Below are 22758 nucleotides of genomic sequence, written 5' to 3' on the forward strand. Positions count from 1 at the left end.
GGAACCGGCGTCACGGTCTTCAAGTCGACGCAGTGCCGCGTTGAGCGACCCGGAAGCCCCCGGGACCTGCGGCGCATGCCATCTGCGCCAGGAACGCTCGCGGGGCCGCTGGCTCGCGCGGACTCGCGCAGGAGACCTACGCGGCATTGCCCTTTCGGTCGATCGTCATGGATCCAGTATGCCCAACGAGCCCCAGGGAATCTGAGGCAACCTGCCGCACCGCGACCTGTCCTGGCCGTCCCCGTCGGCTCCGGGTACCGGGTTGCGGTGGTACTCCCGAGGACATCGTTCGGCTGGGCCGTGGGCGTTCTCCAAGGAACGCACCGAGTTCCGCCAACTGGATCGATAGATTCGCCCAGAGCAGACACATGGTTCTACACCGAACACGGCGAGTATCTCTCGGGAAGATGGCTCAAGGACGGTAGCGACCAGGGCTTGGTCCAGATATTTTCCGAAAGTCCTGGAACGATTCCACTGTCGACCTGTTGTTGTTCCGCTGCATATGGCGGATGCGAGCTTCGGTTTCGCGGAGGACCCTGACGGAGGTCTCCGAATGCTCGACAGGGCCGAGGCGGAGCGGCTTGGGGTTCTCGACGGAAGTTATCGTCAGTCTCACGTGAGCCGCGACGTCGCGCGATTCCTCGGCGAGAGACCACGCGGGTAGCGCCGACACTGCCGACCAGGAGGCGCATGATGGATGTGCCGTCGAATGACTTGCACCTCTTCCACGGAAACGAGCGCACATGCCAACAGCCACGCTGATCGACGGCCGCTCGCTCGGAGCGCTCCTCAGCCGGCACGACGTCGAGTCGGAGCGCTTGCCGCCCGCATTGTGGCTCCCTGCTGATCATCCCGACGACGAGCGGACATTGCTGGCCACCCTTGGCTCCTCGTGGGAAATCTACCAATGGTTCGGGATGGGGACGTGGTTCGCACTGGGCACCGAATCACAGCCACCGCTGGGTATGGCCGACCGCTATGCCGACCTACAGCGCGACCTCATCGCCGAAGGGTCATTGACGACACCCCGAGGACTCCGGGTGCGTTCGCAGTGGTGCACGCTGGACCCGCGCTCCGACGCCGTCCACGAGTTCCTCACGGCGACCCGGCAGTCCCGAGGCAGCGGATCGTGCCTGTCACTCGCCCCCCAAGGCAGCTCGCCGCGAGCCTGGTACGCCGCGTCCGCAGCCCTGCAGCACCGATCCCTGCTCACTTTCGGAGGTCTGGGCGACCGGGATCGCCGGGAGGCGGACGGGTCGGCAACTCTCACCTACCTGGCTTCAGGGCCCGCCGCCGGATACGCGAGCCTGATCCCGCTGGATCTCCATCCCTGGGGAGGTTGCGTCGTCGCCGGAGACGAGGAGTTCCTTTCCGTCCTCATGGAGTTGTTGCCCGACCCTTTGCCGGGCTTGGCGGCGGTCTCTTGGGAGCAAATCGTGGGCCGCGCGGGTGGCCTGGCACTTTGACCATCGCTCCGGCTCGAACCGCACCTGAGTGCTGGAATGCCGTCGACCAGACCGAACAATAGAATCAGAACCGATCCTCCTGATCCACAAAGGATCTGAAACGTTCAACCTATGTAGCCAATACTTGGAGGTGTAATTATGGTGCGCGAGGCCGAAACAGCTGCAGGTTCGAAGTTCTACGAGATCTCAGGGCTTCCAGACCTCGAGTCAACGAACGACGAGGATTTGCCGCAGCTCTATCGGGAGACCGTCGCAGCAGGTTGGGTTGAGGCAGACGGGTCTTGGCTCCTCAAGAAGTTCCGGGACGAGTACCACGGGTCCAAATCACACTTTACCGACCGCACGGGGTATGAAGCGGCAGTGAACGGTCGGTCAATTCCTGTTGCGGGGTTCCCGCCACCCGATGAGAACGCGCAGCGACTGGCCACCAGAGGGCTCACCTTCGCCAGGCGCGCTCTCGAGACCCTGCCTCGTGAGGCGCCACCGGTGACCGCTTATATCTCCGTGAGCAGGGCTGTTTACGATGATTCCGTCATGGAAGGCAACGTCACCTTCTGCGCAGATCACGAGAACGAGCCGCCGTACACGACGGATCTGGACTCCTTCCAGGCCGGCGTCGCGGCAATCCGCTCTGCACCGCGCGCGATAGGGCCTGATGGGGGGCCGACAGCGTAGCTGCAGGCGACAACCGCATTGCTGTCCATCTCCAAGCCCGGATCGGTATTCAAAGGGCCTCGCGGAACAAGTCCGAACGATTCGCCATCCGCTTGGCACGCCGCCTCAGCACATACCAAGACTTCATCGAGCTCGCTGCCGCCCTCTCCTGTTGGAAACGCCTGCAAGAAACCTCATGGTGAGCTGTCCCGGACACATGGCTGACCATAGACTCGACGCAGTGAGTGAACCCCAGTACGACGGCGAGCAACGACCCGCCGACCACGGGTTCTGGGCCCGACTCAAGTGGTCCGTCGCTATTGGTCAGGCTGCGATCCTGGAAGAGCGCTTCGTCCGCAACGCCTCGCGCTGGCACCGTCTCACCAAAGGCAACGTGGTCGCCCTCGCCGTCGGGCGCTGGCGTGTTCGCGAGAGTTTACGGGATGCTGGTGATCCTCACCGACAGCGATCGGCGCCGACGTGGTGGAGCTGATCGCAGAACTGCGCGAGAAGCCCCGAAGCTCCCGGGACCTGCGGCGCATGCCATCTGCGCCAGGAACGCTCGCGCGGCCGCTGGCTCGCGCGGACACGCGCAGGAGACCTACGCGGCATCGCCCTTTCGGTTGATCGTCATGGGTCCAGTATGCCCAACGAGCCCAAGTGAATCTGAGGCAACCTGCCGCACCGCGACCTCAACCATTCAGGCGCCGGACCCCGGCGGAGTGTCCGAACGCGACCGGCTGTCGAATCTCACGAGGCCAACACGTTGAGCTGATCGCGCACTTCGACAGCCGCCCACATCGCCTCACCGAGAACGGTGGAAGCCGGGCACAATCGCGAGATCGTACCCGGCCACAGCCGTTCACATCTATTCACAACCGGTCACACGCGTTCACACGCGGTCAAAAGTCGAGCTAATACTCGCTACTTTGAACACACCACGGCAGGTAGACAGCCGGCTCCGGTGCCTGTCGGGCCCGTAGTCCCCCGATGCGGGAGGTTGATTCAGCATTCTCGGCTTTCAACGCGACCACACGATCCCCGAAGCCGCTTCCGCCGCGCTCCACCCATACCTAAAGCGATGAACCACAACGCCACAGGTCACGCCCACCTTTGAATGGCTACACTCCGAGCCTGGTACCATTGCTACCGTGCGTTACTATATTCAATTTACGGCCGGGACCGGCAAATTGGTTGCCGAGGCAATACGGTCATATGTCGACGACCCGGAGATCATCTATGTCGATGACAGCTCGATGATATTCGAATCGAGTACGCCTCGTTCCAGCGTGGAATCGATCCCTTTTGTAAAGAATTCATTCAGTGTCATCGCCGATACGGCTCGACGCAACGTCGACAAAGACGTCATCGAACTTGCCGACATCCTCCGTCTCGATGATCTCGACAGTTATGCCGATACCTTTCGCGTGATGTTTCACATCGACGGCGAACTCGTCTCCGTCAGCCCGCGCGCGAAGCGCGCGCTCGAATCAGAGATCGCCGCTGCGTCGGGCCAACGCTTGCTTGGGCGCGGTATGGGCGAGGAGTACTGGATCGTGGGGAGGACCGATTTCGACTATCTCATGCTGTGTCGGCGCCATTTTCGTCCCAAACGCGCATCGAAGTCGGCAGGTGCCATTTCCCACGAATTGTCGATCCTGCTCGTCGCGGCTTCGCGGCCGCAACCCGACGACGTGTTTCTCGACCCATTCGCAGGGTCGGGCTCATTCCCGCTCGCCCGTTTGATGTTCCCCGGGAAGCGCGTCATCTATTCCGATATCGATTTGGCACGACTCAGCGTCGATTTCCCCAAGTCGGTTCGGGATCAGCGTGATATAGAATTCCTTGCCGACGACGCATTGACGCTCTACTCGATCAAAGACCATGAGGTCACGACCATCGTCACCGACCCGCCATGGGGCGAATACGACGAGCTGCCCATGCCGCTCCCCGAATTCCTCAGTGCGACGGTCCGGTCTTTCGACCGAGTACTCGACCCCCGAGTCGGTCGGTTCGTACTCCTAGTCGCCAGGAGAGCCGCAGACGAGGCGGAGAAGGCGCTGCGCGACCGGCGCTTCGAAATCGACGCCGTCCACAAGGTGCTCGTCAACGGGCACCCCGCAACCGTGCTCATCGGCGGCCGCCCGACCGCGAACGCTTAGTCGATCCGCGTGGCAGCGCCGATCGAGCAGGCGGCGTCGACCGCGATGCGGGCGGCCTCGCCGACTGCGTCCAAGGTCTGCTGGTCCGTCAACGTCTCGTCGACCGCCACGAAAAGGCCGGCGGACCGCTTGCCACGAATCATTCCCATCGCGAACAGTGCCGCCGCCTCCATCTCCGTCGCCAGCACCCCGCAGTTGCGCAGGCCCTCCCAGCGGCGGCTCCAGTGCTCCGCCAGCGGGAAACCCTCAGGAGCTTCTGCGTAGTAGGCGTCCTTGCAGTGGGTCACGCCCACGTGCGTGAGCGGCCAGCGATCACGGGCGAGAGCCGCAATGGCGCTCAGCAGGTCGAAGTCGGGCACCGTCGGGTATTCGGGCGGTAGGAACTGGCCGCTCGTGCCCTCGTCGCGGACGCAGCCGGTCGAGACCACCAGGTGACCGGCGTTGATGTGCTTCTGGATCGAGCCGCACGTGCCAACCCGCACGAACGACTCGACGCCCATTTGGATGAGCTCCTCGACCACGATCGCCGTGCTCGGTCCGCCGATCCCGGTGGAGCACACCAGAACCGGCTCTCCGTCCGCTCTCAGGCTTCGAGCGAGCGTGAATCCCCGCCGGCTCCATTCACCGTCGGGCGTGCCCACGGTCTCGGCCATGAACGGCACACGGGTCGGATTGCCGGTGAGGATGGCGACCTTCGCGTCATTCTCCATGGGCGGCAGGTGGGTCAGCATGGTTGGTCCCTCACTTGGAATCGTCGGAACTGATGAGCGAACGCACGAAGCGCCGTGCGGGATGGTCGGGGTCGCGGCGCACGGGATGGACGAAGGGGACACCCTCGGCCGCGGCCCGCCACACTGACCGCTCCGCGTGGTAGGGCCGGTACCGGTTGTACGCTGCGAACTCGTCCGGGTATCCGGTGAACGGCAGCCCCAGCGCCTCTGCCAGCGTCGGCATCAAGACCTCCACCAGGCTGAACGAATGCTCCGGTGCCTGGTTCCGCTCCACGAAGCGGCGGAGCCGATCGTAGAAGGGGGCGTTCAGGACCGATTCGACGAACCGCATCGAGAAGACCTGACCGGGGTTGAAAGCGCGGTGGGTGTGGCCGATCCCGAGAATGTCGAGGAGCTCGGGCAGCTCGCCTCGAAGGCTCCTATATGGACGCCATTTTGAGGTGTTCGGCGTCTTCAGCTCCAGGCGCGGCGCCAGGTAGTCGCAGGTCGGCATGGTGGAGGCGACGAACGACTCGAAGTCGCTGTTGACGAACGCCATGTCCGTCTCGACGTTGACGAGGTAGTCGTAGCCTCGGCCGGCCGCCCATTCGAACGCGTCGAAGAAGAACGGCGTCTCCTTGGCGTACACGAGCGGACGGCTCGCCGCCAGCCTCGGAATGTCCGCGGTGTACTCGGTGGCGCCGACCTCACCGGCGTCGAACCAGACGATGTCGGCGGCCGGGCAGAACACGCGGATGGTCGTCACCAGGTCCCTGAAGTACTCATCGCCCTTGTGGTCCAAGAGAAGGAAGCAGAGGCGCGGGCCGCTCATCGCCCGGCTCCGCCGAACGCGAGCGAGGAGAGTCGCACGCCCTCGGCCTCGAAGACCACGTACAGATCCTCGACGCGTCCCAGGCGGGCGAGTTCGGCGGTGACTTCGGTGTACTCGTAGACCCCGCCGGTGCCCGGCGTGTCGACGATCGCGAGCACCTCACCGTCGACCGGGTCGACCGCGCGGAGGACGAGCCGCGAGGCCCGACCCGCCACGCGGGCGGTCACCGTGGCGTACCCCGGCCTGAAGTCGCAGCCGCCGAACTTGATCCAGCCTCCGGCCGTCTCGGCGGCGAGCACGTCGCCCGAAGCGCGGCTCTCGTCACGCCACAGGACCCCCGAGTAGGCGTCGTTCGCGTTCGCGGCCAAGGACCGCGAAAGGTCGCGTGCGGCTATGACCTCGCCGTCGATCTCGACCGATGCCGAGAGGAGGAGGTCCGTGGCGGAGCGGCCGACCATGAGCCGATGGGCGCTCCGCTCCACGACCATGCGCCCGGTGACGTTGTCCCAGTGGGCAAGGTCGTCCACCGCGACGGTCAGGGAGACCGTTCGGGACTCGCCCGCCGCCAGCCGCAGCTTCTCGAAGCCGCGCAATTGGCGCAGCGGCTGCTTGACTCGGGATTCGTGCTGGTGGGAGTAGAGCTGCACGACCTCGACACCGTCGCGATCCGAGCGGTTCGCGACCTCGACGGTGACGGTGACCTGGTCCCCCGGGCGGGCCCGTTCGCGGTCCACTCGCAAGTCGGCGTAGGCGAAATCGGCGTAGGAGCCGCCGTGCCCGAACGGGTAGAGCGGCCGCTCCCGGTGGTAGAGGTACGTGGTCTCACCCGCGATGATGTCGCAGTCGTGGATGGCGGGCAGCTCGGTCGTGCCGCTGTACCAGGTCTGGGGCAGCCGGCCCTCCGGATCGCGCTCGCCGTAGAGAACCGCCGCGAGTGCGTGGCCCCACTCCTGGCCGCCGTGCCCCGACCACACGATCGCGGGCACGTGCTCGGCGGCCCAGTCGATCGCGAACGGGTACGAGGAGGCCAGCACCAGCACGGTGGCCGGGTTGGCCTCGGTGACCGCGCGCAGCAGCCGCTCCTGCGCCTCCGGCAGGGCGAGATCGGCGCGGTCCTGGGTCTCCCGGGCGTTGGCCGCGGGGTGGTTGCCGAGCACCACGATCGCCGCGTCGGCCCCTCTGGCCAGTTCGGCGGCGGTCTGGCCGCCGCTGGCGACGACCTCGATCTCGAACCCGATGGCCGCGTTCGCGTCGGCGGTCAGCATCAACCGGTCGCCGTCCAGAGTGACCCACTTGCCGCCCGTGGTCCAGTCGTTGGGATGGAACTGGTGCAGCGCGATCGTGCCGTCGGGAAGCTCAACGAAGCGGAGCAGGTCGATGGGCGCGTACATGCGCTCCGAGGGCTGCGCGACGAACTCGCAGTCGTCGTTGCCGCTGAGCGTGTTCCCGGTGGCGAGGTTCCGGACGAAGTGGAACCGGCCGCCCCAGTCGTAGAGGTCGAACTGCGCTTCGGGTCCGGTGGCATCGGTGAGTGCGGTTCCGTTGCGGACGGTCAAGTATCGACCCTTGTGGCGCAGGCGTACCCGGTCCAGGCCTTCGGTATGGACGACTGCTGCGCGCTTTCCCAGGGCCTGGCGGGCGGTGACCGTGTAGGGCGGTGTGCCGGAGTACCAGTCGATCATCTGGGTGTCGCCGAGCGGGCCGATCACCGCGATGCGCTCGGGCGCCTTGAGCGGGAGCAGGCCGTCGTTCTTGAGCAGGGTGATCGACTGGACGGCGGCCTCGCGGGCCAGCGCCTGATGCACGGGGGCGTGCAGTGCTTCGGCCCCGAGGCCCGCGAAGGGGTCTACCGCGTCGAACTCGCCGAGTCCGAAGCGCACGTGGAGGTTCCTGCCCGCCGCGGTGTCGATCTCCGCTTCGGTCAGGAGGCCGCGGTCGAGGGCTTCGCGCAGCACGGCGATGACCTTGTCGGAGCGCTCGTCGTCTTGAGTGAAGGAGTCCAGCCCGGCTTTGACCGCCGCGGTGTACGCGCCGAGCAGGTCCTCGTAGTACCCCTGGTCCGCGGTCATCATGCTGGGCCCGTAGGCGTCGGAGACGACCAGCACTTCGTCGTCGGTCCAGGTGCGCAGTGCGGCGTTGACGAGCGGGTTCGCGTGCGCCGGTCGGCCGTTGACGAGGTTGTAGGAGAGCATCGCGCCGACCGCGTCGCCCCCGGCGATCGCGGCGCGCTGCGCGACGAACTCGTACTCGTGCAGGACGCGCGGCGGGATGCTGGAGGAGACCGTGCCGCGGTCGATCTCGTGCCCGTAGGCCAGGAAGTGCTTGACGGTGGGCGCAGTCTTCCATGCCGAGCCGTTGTCGCTCTTCAGGCCTCGCGCGTAGGCGGAACTCAGGAGACCGGTCGCCCAAGCGTCCTCGGAGTAGCCCTCCTCGTTGCGGCCCCAGCGGGGGTCGCGCAGCGGGTTCACAGTGGGGGCCCAGACGTTGCGGCCGACGTTCACCGGGTCGGTTCGGTGCTTTGCCAGCAGTTCGTCGGCCACCGCTCGGCCGATCCGCTCGACCAGTCCGGGGTTCCAGGCGGCGCCGAGGGCGACGACCTGTGGGAACACGGTCGCCTCGCCGAGCCAGGCCACACCGTGCAGCACTTCGGTGCCAGTCCGGAACGGCCCGATCCCCAGTCGCTCGATGGGGGCCTGGTACTGGTGCAGCAGACCGAGCTTCTCGTCCAAGGTGAGGCGGGACAGCAGGTCAGCGACGCGCTTCGGGCGGGCGAGCGCGGCATCCTGGAACGGCATGGTCATTTGTGTTCTCCACTGTAGACGATCTTGGCGAGGTGCCGGTAGTAGCCGCCGGAGGTCTCCGGGTCGGCGGGACCTTCACCGCAACCGGGGATCAGGGTGAGCGGGACTTCCAAGTCCGGCTGGCAGAAGTAGGCCACGGAGAACCGGTCGTGGGCGCGGTCCTCCAGCGGCGGCGCAGCCACCCGGTGCAGGGCGGCGTTCCATCGGCCCCCGGTCCACCGCTCCATGAGCATGCCGATGTTGACGATGAACGAACCGGGCACGATGGACACGTCGACCCAGTTCCCGGCGACATCGCGCACTTGGAGCCCGCCGTGCTGCTCGTCCTGGTGCAGGATGGTCATCGCGCCCCAGTCGCGGTGGGCGGGATGGCGCAGCTCCTCCGCTTCGCCGGTGGGCACGTACGGCGGGTAGTGGTTCGCGACCAGGGGTGTCACGCCTTGGGCGAACCGGGTCACCAGCCAGTCCCGTGGCAGGCCGAGTGCGGTGGCCATGAGCCGCATGAGGGTGTGGGCAAGCGCTTCCACCACCTCGTAGTAGTCGATGAAAGCTTCCCGGAACTGCGGGACCGCAGGCCACCGGTTGGGCCGGAAGAAGTCCGCGTACTCCGTCGGCACGCCGTCGATCGGGTGGCGTTCAGTGAGCATGCTCATGAAGAACTGCGTATGACCGTCGCGCACGATGAGGCCGCGGGTGAGGGGATCGGCGGCGAGATCGGCGAGGAGCTCGTCCTTGTCCGCCCGGTCGAGCCGGAACAGGGCCCTGGACCTGTCGACGATGCGATCGACGGTCTCCCGCGGCACGGTGTGCCCGGTGACGCGGAGGAAGCCGCCGGCCGAAAAGGCCGCGTCGACCAGGGCCGCGGCCTTCGCGAATTCGTCGTCGGCGTCCAGGCCGATGGCAGCGAGGTCGAGGTGCGGCAGGTCGCCTGTGTTTTCGGAAGCAAGAGACATGGCTGGTCCTCTCATGGAAGGGACGCGAACGACGGCTGCGGGGCCGCGGCCGTCACTCCAGTTTTCGGACGGTACTCGCGGAGGCGCTTCTTATTGCCGGCGGACACCTGGTCCTGGCCGAGCAGGGCATCGGCCAGGTGCCGCACCTGCGCCCGGGCGACGGCGCGACTCGGGTCGTTGATCCGCCCGGCCGAGAACTCGGCATCCAATCGCGACAGTTCGGCGTCGGAGGCTTCAAGGATGTCGGCCACATCCTCGTTGCCGATCTCCTGCTTCTCGAAGCGCATGAGCCAGGCGCGGTAGCGTTCGAGGAAGGCCGGGTCGAGCACGGTCAGGCGCGAGCGGATCGCGTCGACCCGGTCCTGTCCCACAACGGTGTCGGGGATTTCGTGAGCGTTCATGGTCTTACCTGGATCCTTTGTTCGCGTAAGTTCTAGTGCGTCCGCGAGGTGGACAAGGCGGTCTCGCGCTCGAATGCGACGCCGAAATCCGGGTCCGACGCGTGCGGTTCGAGGACTTCGGCGGCGCGGCCGTTCCCGGCTTCGGCCGCGAAACGGAGCGTCTGCGCGGCGGCCTGGCGCACGCGGCCGGACTCATCGCGGCGCAGCACGGCGGCGCAGACCGCGATCGGGTCGTGCGCCCCGCTGAAGCCAGCGGTTCTGCCAAGGGCCACTACCGCTTCGGAGCGGACGACCGCATCCGCGTGCCCTTCGGCCAGACCCGCGACGGTCTCCAGACCGGCCGGGGCGGCGCCGAAGCGTTCGGCCAGCACACCCCAGCACCAGGCGGCGGCGCGTGCGGTGGCGTAGTCCTCGGATTCGAGCCGTTCGGCGACCGATGCGCAGAGGTCGTCCGGGGCCGCGGCGGGGAACTCGCCGAGGAAGTAGACCGCGGTACGCTGCGCCGACGCGTCCCCTGCAGCGAGCACCGAGCTGACGACGTCAAAGCCGGCTTGGACGCCGTCGGGATCGCCGGTGAGCCCGAGTGCCAGGGCCAGGAACGGCAGGTGCTCGGATGCGATGCGGCCCTTGGCGTCGAGCAGTTCGGGGACCGCGGCGGCGCCGAACCGGCCGAGGGCCCAGGCGCATTCGTCGCGCGGATAGAACGACGGGTCCTCCAGCCCTCGGACGAGGTGGGGAACGGCGGCGGGGTCGCCGATCCGGGCGAGCGCGCCGGCCATGCGCCAGCGGACGTCGAAGTCGGGATGCTCGATGAGCAGACGGCTGAGGACGGGTACGGCGCTGCGCGCGTGGGGCAGGTTCGCCAGCGCCGCGAGGTCCATGCCGGCACGCATGACGGCGGGCCAGGGCTGGTCTGGGGCTTCGAGCACGGCCCGTGCGCGGTCGATCCGCTCGTTCTCGGTGAGCGGCGACGGCTCCAGGAAGCCGCGGTCGTTGCGCGCCTCGTGTCCGTAGTGGTAGACGGTGGCGGTCGGCTCGAAGCGCACTGCCAGAGGCGGATCGGGCAGCAGTTGCTTGGTCCAGTGGTGGTCTTCGAGCTCGATCACCGTCTCATCGAACGGGAGCCGTTCCCAGGCCGAGCGTTTGAAGGCGGAGTTGGCGTTCCAGAAGTCCGTGTCTCGGGTTTCAATGCGGGGCCGGATGTCGGAGAAGATGTCGAGGTCGCACTTGTCGAGGAACTTCGCGTTGAGCGGGTAGACCTGGGCGCCGTAGACCGCGAGCACCGCGGGATCGTCCACCGCGGCAGTGAGGTTGTCGAGCCAGTGCTCGTTCTCGGGGATCGCGTGGGCGCTGACGATGACGATCGTCTCACCGCGGGCGGCCCCGATCGCCCGGTTGAGCGCGATGCCGGGGCGGTAGTCGTCGACCTCGATGAGCTGGTCGGCGTACCGCTCGGCGATCTCCCGCGAGCCGTCCTTGGAGACGTTGTCGACGGCGACGATCTCGACGCGGTGCGTCGTGCGCTGCGCGCGGATCGCCTGGAGCACGGCCTCGATATGGGTGATCTCGTTGTGGAATCGGACGATGACGCTGAGCGATGGTGTCATTTGCGGCTCCAGAGGTGCGTGGATGGCGGGGTTCGCCGGCTGCGGGTGCGACCGCCCTCAGACGAGCGGATTGTCGACGTAGGAATCGGCGTGGATCCGGTAGAGCTCCGCGTACAGCCCACCCGCGTCCAGAAGCTCGCCATGACTTCCCGACTCGACCAGGCGGCCCTGCTTCATGACGAGGATGAGGTCGGCTCCTGCCACGGTGGAGAAGCGGTGGGAGACGATCACGGTCACCGCGCCGGTCGCGGCGGCGATGCTCTTGGCTCGCGCGGTGTAGGACTCGAAGACGGCGTTCTCGCTGGGGGCGTCGAGCGAGGCGGTGGGTTCGTCGAGGACGAAGAGCAGCGGCTCGGGGCGCATGCACGAACGTGCGAGCGCGACCTTCTGCCATTGGCCTTCGGAGAGGTCGACGCCGCCGAACTCACTGCCGAGCTGCGTCGACTCGCCGTCGGGCAGCCGGGAGAGCAATACCTCGGCGTCGGCGGCGCTGACCGCCGCGCGCCGCGCGTCCGCGGTGCCGTGCTCGAGGTCGCCGATGCCGACGGCTTCGGCGAAGGTGGTCTGGTATCGGCCGAAGTCCTGGAAGGCGGCGCTCATCGCCGTGCGCCACGACTCCGTGTCGATGTCCTGCAGGTCGGTCCCGTCGATGAGGACCCGTCCGGACCTCGGGCGGTGCAGCTTGGCGAGCATCTTGACCAGGGTGCTCTTGCCCGAGCCGTATTCGCCGACCACGGCGACGACCGACCCGGCGGGCAGGTGCACGGACACGTCCTCGATGGCGGCGCCGCAGGTGCCCTGGTAAGAGAACGTCAAGGCGTCCAAGGTGATCCCATCGTTCAGGCGGCGCGGCGCCGGGGTCTCGGCCGTATCGGCGCCGCGGCCCTCCACGTACTCCTTGAGCCAGAGGTAGGGCTCCAGGACGCGCACCGATCCGGTGGCGTCGGCGGTGGTCCACACCGCCTTCTCGACCACTTCGCGCAGCAGCGCGCCGATGGTGGCGGCCATCATCACGTCGCCGGCGGTCGCCTGGCCGTCGCGGACCCGCACGGCCACCAGGCCGATGACGGCGGTGTAGCCGAGCGCGAAGACCATCCATCCGGCCACGCTCCAACTCGCGCTCACGAGCTGCCCGCGGGCGCGGATCGTCCGCACCCGTTCGGATGCGGCGGTGAGGCGGTCGATGAGGTTCGGCCCCACCTCGGCGGTGCGGATCTCCTTGCCGGCCTTGCCGCTCACGCCCAACTGGAAGAGGTGTCGCTGCGTCCGGTCGTGCCGGGCCAGGTCGAGCTCAGCGCGCTTCTGTCCACTCTGGCCGCGGCGATCGAGCCAGATCTGAACGGCGATGCACAGCAGCATCACGAGCAGCCAGGCGCTCACGTTGCCGAGGATGACCAGTGTCAGCGCGAGTCGGACTACAGTGGATCCCGCCTCCACGACGCTCCAGACGGTGCCCACCACGGCCCAGGACTTGCCGCGGACGGCGGTGATCCGGTCCAGGTACTCCTGGTGCTCGAGGTGGTCGATCTCGGGGAGCTTCGCCGAGGCGCGCATGATGGCCGGCTCGATCTCGAAGTGGCCGACCTTTTCCGTGATGTGGGCGCGGATCGGGTATGCCACGGCGTTGATCGACTGGTCCAGCGCGTACGCGCCCGCCGTCGTGCACGCCCAGATCACGGCCGAGCCCGCGTCGCCCGCCACGATGGCGTCCACGGTGGACTTCAACGCCAGGCCGATCCCGGCGAACACGACCGCGTTGAGCGTCAGCAGGCCGATGAGCAGCCAGCTGCTGAGCGGCTCGCGGCGCAGGCACATGGCGAACAGGTGCGCCCACAGCCTGGTGTAGGTCATCGTGCTGCTCAAATCAGCTCGCCTTCCTCGATGCGGTCGTCGAACCCGGACTCGAGGCGCTTCGCCTGGATGCGGTACATCCGGGCGTACTCGCCGTCCCTCTCCATGAGTTCGTCATGGGTCCCTTGCTCTTTCACGGTGCCTTCCTCGATGAGCACGATGCGGTCCGCGCGGCGCACTGTCGACAGGCGGTGCGAGACGAGGACGGTGGTGACGCCCTCGGTGAGGCCGTCGAGCCGATCGAACAGCTGCTTCTCACTGCGCACGTCCAGGTGCGCGGTGGGCTCGTCGAGGATCAGGATCTTCGCGCCGCGCTTGAGCGCGTACAGTGCCCGGGCGAGGGCGAGCTGCTGCCATTGGCCGCCGGAAAGGTCCGCGCCGTCCTCGAGCGAGCGGTCGAGCGAGGTGTCGAGCCCCTGCGGCAGGGTCGCGAGCAGCCCGCCGAGGCCGGCCTCGGCGGCCGCCTCCGCAACGGTGTCGCGTTCCCCGGTGCCCAGGCGCCCGAGCATGATGTTCTCGGCGATGGTGAGCCGGTACCGCACGAAGTCCTGGAACACCACCGCGAGCCGTGAACGCCAGTCGCCCGACGCATCGATGTCCTGCCCGTCGCAGGTGATCCGGCCGCCGGTCGGCCGGTAGGCGCCGGCCAGGAGCTTGATGAGCGTCGATTTCCCGGCGCCGTTGAAGCCCACGATCGCCAAGTGCTCACCCGGGCGGATCTCCAGGTCCAGTCCCTGCAGCACCTCCCGGTGGCGGCCGTATCCGAACCGGACGCCTTCCAGGCGCACCAGCGGAGGCTCGGCGGTGCCCGCGTCGAGCCGCTCGGGCTGCTCGGGCCGGTTGGGCCGGTCGTCGGCGAGGAGGCGGCGGAGCTCGGCGAGCGCGTCGATCCCCGGCCGCGAGCCCTCCATCTCGATCATCGGCCCCACACCGGAGGCCGCGTTGAAGACGCCCCAACTCGCCGCCAGGGCCGCGCTCGCCAGGCCGATGGATCCGTTCTGGTCCACGGTGACGGAGGCGATCGCGGCGAAGACGGCGATGAGCGGGAGCAGAGTGATGAGGAACGGCTTCCATTGCGCGCGAACGATGGCGCCGTCATCGGCCCACACCGGTTCGAGGTGGGCGCGCATCTCGCGCTGGCGCCGGTCGATGATCCAGTCGGCCAGGCCGAAGATCCGCAGCTCCTTCGCCTCCGCGCGGCTGGCGGTGAGCGCGCCCCAATACTGGTGGCGCCGGTGGTGCTCGATGCCTTCGACCCAGATCAGGTAGTGCCGCTTCCACAGGCCGATCGTCAAGTGCCGCACCAGGAGCGCGGGCAGGATCAGCCCCGGGAGCAGCCACGGCGACCAGGCGGCCACGACCGCGGCCGTCGCGAGGAGCCCGACGTAGCCGAGCAGCACGTTGAGCGCGCCGATCGCGCCTTCGCCGGGGGTCTTCTCCACCCATTCCGTGGGGTCGGCGGCGGCGGTCTTCAGCAGGTCTTGGACCTCATCACGCTCAACAAGATCAACCGTGGCGACCTCGGTGGCGAGGCGGGCGACCTCGGCGCGGTGGACGAGGTTGATGCGGCTGACCGCGAGGAACTCGGCCCAGCGGGAACCGATGTCGATCGCTTGCCCTACCAGGAGAATCGCTCCCAAGAAGAGCAGGGGCCGGGTGAAGTCACCGTCGAGCGACGACAGCAGCCAGCCCGTGACGGCCGCCCCCGCGGCCGGCAGCAGCACGCGTGCCAGGCCCAGGGCGATGACCGCCGCCACCGTCCCGGCATCGCAGGACCGCAAGTGTGCCAGGAACTTCAGCCGGTGCCGGAGGACCGCTCGGACGCGATGCAACACGGGCCCCTTTCGGTGGCGGTTAACCAAGTCACGGGTTGGCTTAGTTTGGTCGGCCGAGCATACATGCGACAAACTACCCGTTCTCGTGACTTCGCTGGCGAAGGAAGACGGCCCTGTCCTGCTGGTATATGCGCAAATGTCCATGAATCCAGGCCCGCCGATGGGCAGATCGGCTTCCGCAGAAGTGACGCAGTTCATGAGAGCGCCTCGCGGTTTCGACGTTACCAACGCGAATTCGGCTAGGGTGGCACCGCCGACCGCACCTCACCGCGAGAGTTAAGAGCGCCAGCAATGAGTTCGAAGTCCCCGCAGCTCGTGTTCCGATGGGCACTTTGGAACCCGACTCCAGCATTCGTGACCATGCTCGGCCACAGCATCGGTACGTTCAAGCACTTCTTCGGAGCCGAAGCCGAGTACGTGGTCTGCACCGACCGGCCAGATGTCCTCGCACGTGACTTGGCGACCGATACGACCATCATCGACTTCGAGATTCCCGGCGCCGAGTACCTGGACCCGCGTGCGACCTGGATGAAGTGGGCCCCGAAGGTCCGCTGCGCCCCGGACGCCACGGAGTTCTTTGTGGACGCAGATATCTTCCTGCTCGACGATCCCGTAGAACTCCGCGAGTTCATCGCTGGCGACGGCCACGACTTCATCATCTCCCAGGAGCAGGTCAACGAGACTTGGCCGTACGGGGCCTTCGGACTCCGCATCGAGGACGAACTCGCGCCCGACGCGACCCTCGAGATCCAGGAGACCAAGCCGTACCTTCACGCGGGCAACGGCTTCGCGCCGATCAACTCCGGACTCCTCGGGCAGCGCGCCGGGTGCGACCTCACCGAGGCCTTCCGTACCGAGTACCGCTGGTGGGACGAGCATGTGCGCGTGCACGAGGTGGAGTACTACGACGAGCAGGGTGCGGTGATGTGGCTCCTGCGCCCGTTCGTACGCGAAGGCCGCGTCAGGCTGCTGGACCCGCTGCGGTACCGGATCGTGTGCCCCAACGACGAAGTGCCCGTCGAGACCACGGACGGCATCATCGCGATGCACTCCACGTACCCCGAACGGCCCGCCTACCACAAATTCCTCGCAGAGATCAGCGCCATCAGCGGCATTCCGGTCGCCTGAACCGACACTTGCGACGGTCATGCCGAATACGCAGCGCCCCAAGTGATTTGAGCGCTCGATCACATTTAGGACGAACAGGAGCCGTGCAATGAGCAGCCCCTACCTCTCTGTCGTGGTGCCGGTCCGCGACAACGCGCAGGGTCTCGAACTCACCCTGCGATCGCTTGCGGCACAAGACCTCCCAGCCGACGAGTGGGAGGTGATCGTGGTCGACGACGGGTCCGCGGTCCCCGCGGCGGGCACCGCCCCGCTCGGCCCGGGCAACCTGCGCGTCGAGCGCCTGTACCCGGGCGGCAGTCGAGCCAAGGCGCGCAACCTCGGCATCGCGGTGGCGCGCGGCGAAGTGGTGCTGCTGCTCGATGGCGACTCGTACGCCGTGCCCGACCTGGTCCGTCGGCACGCCGCGTTCCATCGCGGCAGCGAGACGGCCCAAGTGCTGCTCGGCAATCGCTTCGAGCCTTCCTGGGACACGGTGCGCCGGTTGCACGTCGGCGACACCAAGGCGCCGACGGCAGGCGTCGAGCAGGACATACGGCAGAGCTGGTTCGGCATGGAGGCATCGGCACTCGCGACCAGCCGCGTCCCGTGGGCCTTCATGTTCACCCACAACACGTCGGTCCGAACGCGCGATCTGGAGGCGGTGGGCGGGTTCGATGAGGACTTCGCCGGCTGGGGCCACGAGGACGTCGACCTCGGGTACCGGTTGTTCGCGGCCGCAGGGCGTCCGGACGGGCAGTTCGTGCTCGACCCCGACGCGTACTGCTTCCATGTGCCGCACTTCCGGGACTTCGGACGCCAAGGCGTGGAGGAGGAACGGAACACCGCGCTCCTGCGTCGGAAGCACCCGCGCTTCGACATCGAGCTCTTCGGCGGATCGCGCACGCATCTGGCGGCGAAGGTCGCGTACTACGAAACAGTCCTGGAGACGTTCCGGTCTTCGCGAGTCGACGTCGCCAAGACCCTGGAGGCCGTCGTCGAGCCTGCAGCGGACATGCTCGTGATCGGCGGTGTCGCCGCCCCGGAACGGGCGGGCCGCACCGTCACCTGGAACCACCGCGCCCCCGCCTCCGAGGACAATCCGCACCTCCTCGGCGTGCGGACGCCGTTCAAGGACGGCGAGCTCGACGATGTGGTCCACGTCGACCTGTGGCAGCACCTCCTCCCCGACGATGTGTCGGCACTGGTCGCCGAGTCGCTGCGGATCGCTCGGCGGCTGCGGCTCGTCTCGACCGCGCCGAACCCGAACGAGTCCGCGTGCGATCCGGATTACCTGGTCCGCATGCTCGCCGACCGGTTCCGCGTGGACCAGTCCGCACTGCCGGACGCCCGAGTGAGCACGATCGAACGGCGAGCCCCCGAATCCCCTGTACGAGTCTGAGGAGCGACTTATATGCAACGCAGCGAACTGCGGTCGGCCGTAGTCGAGGTCCTAGTCCGACTGCTCAAGGTCGCCCCCGACATCGACCCTGCGGCCGACCTGGCCGACCACGGACTCACCTCACTCGAATCGGTGAGTCTCGTCCTCATGCTCGAGGACCGCTTCGACATCGACCTTCCCGACCATGCGCTCATGCTGGACAACTTCACCTCCGTCGACAAGATCGTCGATCTTCTCAACTCCCATCTGGAAGCCGAGGCACAGGCATGAACGTCACTTTCCCGCTCCCCGCACAGCTGACCCCCGCACAGGCGAGCTCCATCGCCGACAAGCTCATCTACGGCGTCGAAGGCATCGACGGCATCACGGTGACCCCGGACGGCGACGCCGTCGAACTGTCGTTCATCGCCGACTACGACCACGACGTCGTGTCCAAACTGGTCTCGGACCTGGCCGAAGAGGTCATGACCGCCCGAGTGCGGAAGACCGCCGTGATCCGGCGGCACGACGTCCACGTCCCCGACGCCCCGGCTGCGCCGCAGTCCCCCCGCCGCGCCGCCCGCGGCATGCTGCACCGCGCCTACGAGCAGATGTTCCTCGAGGTGGCCTGGGACCTGGAAGCCGAGGAGCGACGCTACCCCGCGCTCATCGAACGGTCGCTCATGGACCGCAGCCACTACATCGACTGGTTCCCGCAGAACGGCTTCCTCGTCGACGAACTCCCCCACGACCGGGAAGCGCTCGCCGCGGTCCGCCGCGGCGACGTTTCGGTGGACGAAGTGCGCCGGTCCAGCCCGTACATGCTCAACCCTGCCGTCTGCTTCCAGTTCTACCGGGAGTTCCACGGACAGGAGATCGGCGACCAGACCATCGTCGTGACCGCCTCGGGCGACTGCTTCCGGCACGAGGCCCCCTGGCGGGTCAGCAACTACCGGCTCCCCGCGTTCTCCATGCGGGAGATCGCATGGCTCGCGCCGGCCGAGACCTCCGAGGAACTCCGGACCAAGACGATGGAGCGGGTCTGGGCCCTGTTCCAGGAACTCGGGTTCAGCGGACGGATCGAGATCGCCACCGACCCGATCTACCACCCCGAGGACTCCAGGATCAAGCAGCACCAGCTGCTGGCGCAGTCGAAGTACGAGCTGGTCGCAAAACTCCCCGGCGGCGGCAGCTCGTCCATCGGCTCGTTCAACAACATGCGCGAAGCCCAATGCCGGAAGTTCGACATCAGTTCGCACCCCGGCAGTGCGGCGCACTCGGGCTGCGCCGCTTTCGGTCTGGAACGCTGGATCGAACTGACCTTGGACACCCACGGACTCGACGCCTTCGGATGGCCGGACCGGCTTCGCGAACTCGTCCGGAAGGCGTAGCCCGTGCAGACGGCAGTGCGGGAAGGCCCGCTGCAATGGGGTATGGCCTGGGAGGCCTGGCTGACGTTCCAGCACGAGCGCAGAGCGCAGTACCCCGGTCTGAACTTCGAGTACGAGGTGCCCGCCGGCACTGAGATCCCAGTCGTGGAGCAGGCGGTCGCCGCACTGGTCGAACGCCATGAGGTCCTCAGGACCACGTTCCATGCGGACGAGGAAGGTCTGCCGCTGCAACGGGTCTGGGCAGCCGCGCCAGTGGAAGTCCATGCGTTCGACCGGGTCACCGACCCCGAGGCCGTGGAAGCCTTCAAATCGCGCGACTTCGCGATCGACACCGAATGGCCGTGCCGCTTCGCCCTGGTGGCGAACGGCGGTGGAAGGCACTCAGTCCTGGCCTGCTTCCCGCACATCGTCATCGATGACCAGGGCCGCGAGATCCTGATGCGCGACTTCGGCGTCATCGCGGATGCGGCTGTCCGGGGCAAGGCCCCGGATCTCCCTCCCGTCGCATGCCACCCGGTGGACTATGCCCGCCACGAGCGGTCCGAATCCTCCCGCCGACTGCGCGAGCGCTCGAAGCGGTACTGGCAGGCCAAGCTCGATGAGATCCCGGCAGGGGTCTTCGACCTGGCCTCGGAGCCGGCGTTCACCCGATTCGTCTCCTGCCGACAGCGATCCGTTGCCGCGGCCGACCGGCTGACGCGCATCGCGGCCGGGATCGGCGTGCCCAGAAGCGCGGTCTTCTCCGCCGTGTTCAGCCTGGCACTGGCCGAAACCACTGCGAAAGACCTACTCCCACTGCAGATCTCGACGCATGGCCGCATCACTGCCGACGCATTGCAGCTCGTCGCTCCCCTCGCCCGCGACCTGGTCATAGCGGTATCGGTGCGATCCGAGCAACCCTTCGACGAGTTCGCCCGTGAACTCCAGCGACTCGCCTTCGAAGCGGTGCGGTACAGCATGGTCGACACCCTGGAGTTCGGCGAGTGGAAGGCGATCGCGGGGGCCCGGCGCGGCGGCGAGATCGGATCGCGCATCTCACTGAACTTCATGGAGAAGACCGGCGTCGGCCGCATTGACGAGGCATCCGCCGATTCGTTTGACCAATGGGACTGCACCACAAGCGATCCCGTCGAGTACCTCGCTTCGACGCCCCATCTCTTCGTTGACGCCGGTGTCAGCCCGCAGGGCATGGAGGTGCTCGTTTTCGGCGCTGCATCCGTGGTCGGCGAGGAACGCATCGAATCGCTCGCTCGCAGCATCACCGACCTGCTCGTCATGGTGGACAAGGCCGCCGATCAGAGCGTGGGCAAGCTGCGACGAGAGATCTCGAAAATGTTCACCTCGCCATCCTCCGAAGCTACGTCGGCCCTGGTGCGGTGCGCGCAGGTCGTGAACGGACTGCCGTCGATGGACCCGGGGCTCAGCTACGCCGAGACAGGCGGCAGGTTCTACCGGATTCCGGCGGTCCTCCGCGAGCTGAAGCGCATTGGGTACGCGGGCCTCGACTGGCACGACCTGCAACAACCGTGCAGTCTCGCGACGCTCGCAACGAAGATCAATCGAGTCGCGGACACCCACACGGGCCGCGTCGGCGGCGACGAACACGCATCTTAATCGCTTACCCCTGGTTGACACCGCGCAGAGCAATTCGGCGGTGGCCGGGCAGAATCTTCCAATTCTGCCCGGCCACCGCCGTTCACATCTATTCACAACCGGTCGCACGCGTTCACACGCGTTCACACGCGGTCACAAGTCGGGACGACAGGATTTGAACCTGCGACCCCCCCGTCCCAAACGGGGTGCGCTACCAAGCTGCGCCACGTCCCGAAGGCCGCCCCACAGGACGGCCGTAGCAAGGGTACAACAGCCGCACCATCCCCTTGCTACGAGTCGATTCGGGCGACCGGCGGCCCTCGGACGCCGCCTGCTCCGAATGAGCACCCCCGTCCGATTTCTCAGGCGAGCCTGAGAGGTCGCGGGACCTCATAGGCGTGCCCTGAGGAGCAACACGAGATCAGCGGGTGGTCAGGCGCTGTAGCTGGGTTACGTGGCCGGGTTCGAGCTCCTGCAACGAGGCAGCGCCGAGCAGTCGCATGGTGCGTTCTACCTGGTCTCGGAGGATTTCTATCGCTCGATCGACACCCTCCCGGCCGCCCGCCATGAGCCCGTACAGGTAGGCACGGCCGACCATGGTGAACCTGGCGCCGAGCGCGATCGCGGCGACAACGTCGGCACCGGACATGATGCCGGTGTCGAGGTGGACTTCGGTGTCGCGCCCGACCTCCCGGACGACCTCCGGGAGCAGGTGGAACGGCACGGGTGCGCGGTCCAGCTGCCGCCCGCCGTGGTTGGACAGGGTGATCGCGTCCACGCCCATGTCGGCGAGGCGCTTGGCGTCCGCGACGGACTGGACGCCCTTGACGACGAGCTTCCCCGGCCATTGCTCCTTGATCCAGGCCAGGTCGCCGTAGTCCACGGTGGGGTCGAACATGACCGCGAGCAGTTCGGCCACCGTGCCCGGCCAGCGGTTGAGCGAGGCGAACGCGAGCGGCGCGGTCGTGAGCAGGTCGAACCACCAGCGCGGGTGCCGCAGCATGTCGAGCACGGTCGAGGCGGTGAGCTGGGGCGGAATGGAGAATCCATTGCGTTGGTCGCGGAGCCGGGCCCCGGCCACCGGCACGTCGACGGTCACCAGCAGGGTGTCGAATCCGGCGTTCGCGGCCCGCTCGACCAGCGCCATCGACTGGTCGCGGTCCTTCCACACGTACAGCTGGAACCAGTTGCGGCCGCGTGATCCGGCTGCCGCGGCGACGTCCTCGATCGTGGTGGTGCCCATCGTGGACAGCGCGAACGGGATGCCCGCGGACGCGGCGGCTGCCGCTCCGGCGCGTTCGCCCTCGGTATGCATCATCCTGGTGAAGCCGGTAGGGGCGATGCCGAACGGCAGCGCGGTGCGTCGGCCGAGCACATCCCATCCGGTATTCAGTGCAGAGGTGTCGCGCAGGATGGCCGGATGGAACTCGACGTCCTCGAAGGCCTGACGGGCACGGGCGAGTGAAAGCTCGGACTCCGCGGCCCCGTCGGTGTAGTCGAACGCGGCGCGAGGGGTGCGCCGCTGGGCGATGTCGCGAAGATCTGCGATGGTCAGGGCCGCCGCGAGGCGCCTGCGCCTGGCATTCAGTACGGGCTTCTTGAACCGGATCAGCGGCAGGACGTCTTTGGGTCGGGGGACCTGGCGTTCGGGCATAGGGGAACTTAACAGGACCGGAAGCCCGCCCGATGGCAGGAGGTCGTGATGCGCGCGCCGGAGGCGGCGGGCCGCTTCTGGTTGGCGCCGCTTAGATCTGATGGCCCACGAACCAGCTTGCTGGTGGGTGGTGCGCCTGGGGAGCCCGGAAATGGCCGAGGGGGCGCTGGCGGGGTCGATCGTGTGCGTGGTTGTTGTGCGCCAAGGGCGGCGGCGACGGGGAGGTGGAGGGCTGTTCGGGGTGCGCTGCGGGGGTCGGGTGGGGCGGCTTTGGTGGGTGAGTTTCGCTCGTGTTGTGTTGCGCGGCAGGCGGTCCGGGGCGCGAACATGAGGGGTTTCCCACCGATCGGGTGATGATTTCCG

At 67.3% G+C, this 22758-nt stretch carries 18 protein-coding genes and 1 tRNA gene; 9 read left to right on the top strand and 10 right to left on the bottom strand.

The window, feature by feature from the left end; genetic code table 11:
• The first annotated feature begins 743 nt into the window (after window positions 1–743).
• The 4 genes from L0U85_RS07950 to L0U85_RS21215 all read left to right on the top strand — a co-directional run bounded on the left by L0U85_RS07950 (window position 744) and on the right by L0U85_RS21215 (window position 4282).
• Window positions 744–1466: a hypothetical protein gene (locus L0U85_RS07950; RefSeq protein WP_241377220.1), complete on the top strand. Its 723-nt coding sequence runs from the start codon at window positions 744–746 to the stop codon at window positions 1464–1466.
• Between the two features lie 141 nt (window positions 1467–1607).
• On the top strand, window positions 1608–2141 hold the full coding sequence (locus tag L0U85_RS07955; protein ID WP_241377221.1) for a hypothetical protein: 534 nt from the start codon (window positions 1608–1610) through the stop codon (window positions 2139–2141).
• Between the two features lie 220 nt (window positions 2142–2361).
• Complete coding sequence (locus tag L0U85_RS07960) at window positions 2362–2613, top strand: hypothetical protein (protein WP_241377222.1); 252 nt, start codon at window positions 2362–2364, stop codon at window positions 2611–2613.
• 658 nt (window positions 2614–3271) lie between these two features.
• Window positions 3272–4282 (top strand): hypothetical protein, encoded by a 1011-nt coding sequence (locus L0U85_RS21215; protein ID WP_241377223.1) that lies wholly within the window; start codon window positions 3272–3274, stop codon window positions 4280–4282.
• Here L0U85_RS21215 and L0U85_RS07970 read toward each other — a convergent pair.
• The 8 genes from L0U85_RS07970 to L0U85_RS08005 are packed head-to-tail and all read right to left on the bottom strand — an operon-like array spanning window position 4279 to window position 15272.
• Entirely contained in the window at window positions 4279–5013 is a 735-nt protein-coding gene (locus L0U85_RS07970) for a nucleoside phosphorylase (RefSeq protein ID WP_241377224.1), read from the bottom strand. The two genes, L0U85_RS21215 and L0U85_RS07970, sit on opposite strands and share 4 nt — an antisense overlap.
• 10 nt (window positions 5014–5023) lie before the next feature.
• Window positions 5024–5824, bottom strand: coding sequence for a hypothetical protein (locus L0U85_RS07975; protein ID WP_241377225.1), 801 nt, complete (start codon window positions 5822–5824; stop codon window positions 5024–5026).
• Window positions 5821–8625, bottom strand: coding sequence for a glycoside hydrolase family 3 protein (locus tag L0U85_RS07980; protein ID WP_241377226.1), 2805 nt, complete (start codon window positions 8623–8625; stop codon window positions 5821–5823). Before L0U85_RS07980 ends, L0U85_RS07975 begins: the two co-directional genes overlap by 4 nt.
• On the bottom strand, window positions 8622–9578 hold the full coding sequence (locus L0U85_RS07985) for a 2OG-Fe(II) oxygenase family protein (protein ID WP_241377227.1): 957 nt from the start codon (window positions 9576–9578) through the stop codon (window positions 8622–8624). Before L0U85_RS07985 ends, L0U85_RS07980 begins: the two co-directional genes overlap by 4 nt.
• 11 nt (window positions 9579–9589) lie before the next feature.
• The gene (locus L0U85_RS07990) at window positions 9590–9979 is read right to left on the bottom strand and encodes a hypothetical protein (protein ID WP_241377228.1); all 390 of its coding nucleotides are present in this window, start codon (window positions 9977–9979) and stop codon (window positions 9590–9592) included.
• 32 nt (window positions 9980–10011) lie between these two features.
• Window positions 10012–11586: a HEAT repeat domain-containing protein gene (locus L0U85_RS07995; protein ID WP_241377229.1), complete on the bottom strand. Its 1575-nt coding sequence runs from the start codon at window positions 11584–11586 to the stop codon at window positions 10012–10014.
• 57 nt (window positions 11587–11643) lie between these two features.
• Window positions 11644–13449, bottom strand: a complete 1806-nt coding sequence (locus L0U85_RS08000) for an ABC transporter ATP-binding protein (protein ID WP_241377230.1) — start codon at window positions 13447–13449, stop codon at window positions 11644–11646.
• A complete protein-coding gene (locus L0U85_RS08005) occupies window positions 13446–15272 on the bottom strand; it encodes an ABC transporter ATP-binding protein (RefSeq protein ID WP_241377231.1) in 1827 nt (608 codons plus the stop codon). The genes L0U85_RS08000 and L0U85_RS08005 overlap by 4 nt, the downstream gene beginning before the upstream one ends.
• Before the next feature lie 291 nt (window positions 15273–15563).
• Here L0U85_RS08005 and L0U85_RS08010 point away from each other — a divergent pair, with 291 nt between their 5' ends.
• The 5 genes from L0U85_RS08010 to L0U85_RS08030 all read left to right on the top strand — a co-directional run bounded on the left by L0U85_RS08010 (window position 15564) and on the right by L0U85_RS08030 (window position 20762).
• On the top strand, window positions 15564–16400 hold the full coding sequence (locus tag L0U85_RS08010) for a hypothetical protein (RefSeq protein WP_241377232.1): 837 nt from the start codon (window positions 15564–15566) through the stop codon (window positions 16398–16400).
• An 88-nt stretch (window positions 16401–16488) separates the two neighbouring features.
• Window positions 16489–17778, top strand: coding sequence for a glycosyltransferase (locus L0U85_RS08015; RefSeq protein ID WP_241377233.1), 1290 nt, complete (start codon window positions 16489–16491; stop codon window positions 17776–17778).
• Between the two features lie 12 nt (window positions 17779–17790).
• Entirely contained in the window at window positions 17791–18048 is a 258-nt protein-coding gene (locus L0U85_RS08020; RefSeq protein WP_241377234.1) for a phosphopantetheine-binding protein, read from the top strand.
• Window positions 18045–19148 carry a hypothetical protein gene (locus L0U85_RS08025; protein WP_241377235.1) on the top strand — a complete coding sequence of 368 codons (1104 nt, stop codon included), beginning with the start codon at window positions 18045–18047 and terminating at the stop codon, window positions 19146–19148. The genes L0U85_RS08020 and L0U85_RS08025 overlap by 4 nt, the downstream gene beginning before the upstream one ends.
• 3 nt (window positions 19149–19151) lie before the next feature.
• Window positions 19152–20762, top strand: a complete 1611-nt coding sequence (locus L0U85_RS08030) for a condensation domain-containing protein (RefSeq protein WP_241377236.1) — start codon at window positions 19152–19154, stop codon at window positions 20760–20762.
• Window positions 20763–20901: 139 nt separating this feature from the next.
• On the opposite strand, the gene L0U85_RS08035 is transcribed toward L0U85_RS08030, so the two are convergent.
• Window positions 20902–20975 (bottom strand) — tRNA-Pro (locus L0U85_RS08035).
• Between the two features lie 187 nt (window positions 20976–21162).
• Window positions 21163–22395 carry an alpha-hydroxy acid oxidase gene (locus tag L0U85_RS08040; RefSeq protein WP_241377237.1) on the bottom strand — a complete coding sequence of 411 codons (1233 nt, stop codon included), beginning with the start codon at window positions 22393–22395 and terminating at the stop codon, window positions 21163–21165.
• Between the last annotated feature and the right edge of the window lie 363 nt (window positions 22396–22758).

This window comes from Glycomyces sp. L485, assembly GCF_022548875.1.
GTDB lineage: Bacteria > Actinomycetota > Actinomycetes > Mycobacteriales > Micromonosporaceae > Glycomyces.

Excerpts from the sequence above, each read along its gene's own strand:
- L0U85_RS07975 (WP_241377225.1), bottom strand. The coding sequence starts at position 5,824 with ATGAGCGGCCCGCGCCTCTGCTTCCTTCTCTTGGACCACAAGGGCGAT.
- L0U85_RS08040 (WP_241377237.1), bottom strand. The coding sequence starts at position 22,395 with ATGCCCGAACGCCAGGTCCCCCGACCCAAAGACGTCCTGCCGCTGATC.
- L0U85_RS07985 (WP_241377227.1), bottom strand. The coding sequence starts at position 9,578 with ATGTCTCTTGCTTCCGAAAACACAGGCGACCTGCCGCACCTCGACCTC.
- L0U85_RS07995 (WP_241377229.1), bottom strand. The coding sequence starts at position 11,586 with ATGACACCATCGCTCAGCGTCATCGTCCGATTCCACAACGAGATCACC.
- L0U85_RS08010 (WP_241377232.1), top strand. The coding sequence starts at position 15,564 with ATGAGTTCGAAGTCCCCGCAGCTCGTGTTCCGATGGGCACTTTGGAAC.
- L0U85_RS07980 (WP_241377226.1), bottom strand. The coding sequence starts at position 8,625 with ATGACCATGCCGTTCCAGGATGCCGCGCTCGCCCGCCCGAAGCGCGTC.
- L0U85_RS07970 (WP_241377224.1), bottom strand. The coding sequence starts at position 5,013 with ATGCTGACCCACCTGCCGCCCATGGAGAATGACGCGAAGGTCGCCATC.
- L0U85_RS08025 (WP_241377235.1), top strand. The coding sequence starts at position 18,045 with ATGAACGTCACTTTCCCGCTCCCCGCACAGCTGACCCCCGCACAGGCG.
- L0U85_RS08020 (WP_241377234.1), top strand. The coding sequence starts at position 17,791 with ATGCAACGCAGCGAACTGCGGTCGGCCGTAGTCGAGGTCCTAGTCCGA.
- L0U85_RS07950 (WP_241377220.1), top strand. The coding sequence starts at position 744 with ATGCCAACAGCCACGCTGATCGACGGCCGCTCGCTCGGAGCGCTCCTC.
- L0U85_RS08015 (WP_241377233.1), top strand. The coding sequence starts at position 16,489 with ATGAGCAGCCCCTACCTCTCTGTCGTGGTGCCGGTCCGCGACAACGCG.
- L0U85_RS07990 (WP_241377228.1), bottom strand. The coding sequence starts at position 9,979 with ATGAACGCTCACGAAATCCCCGACACCGTTGTGGGACAGGACCGGGTC.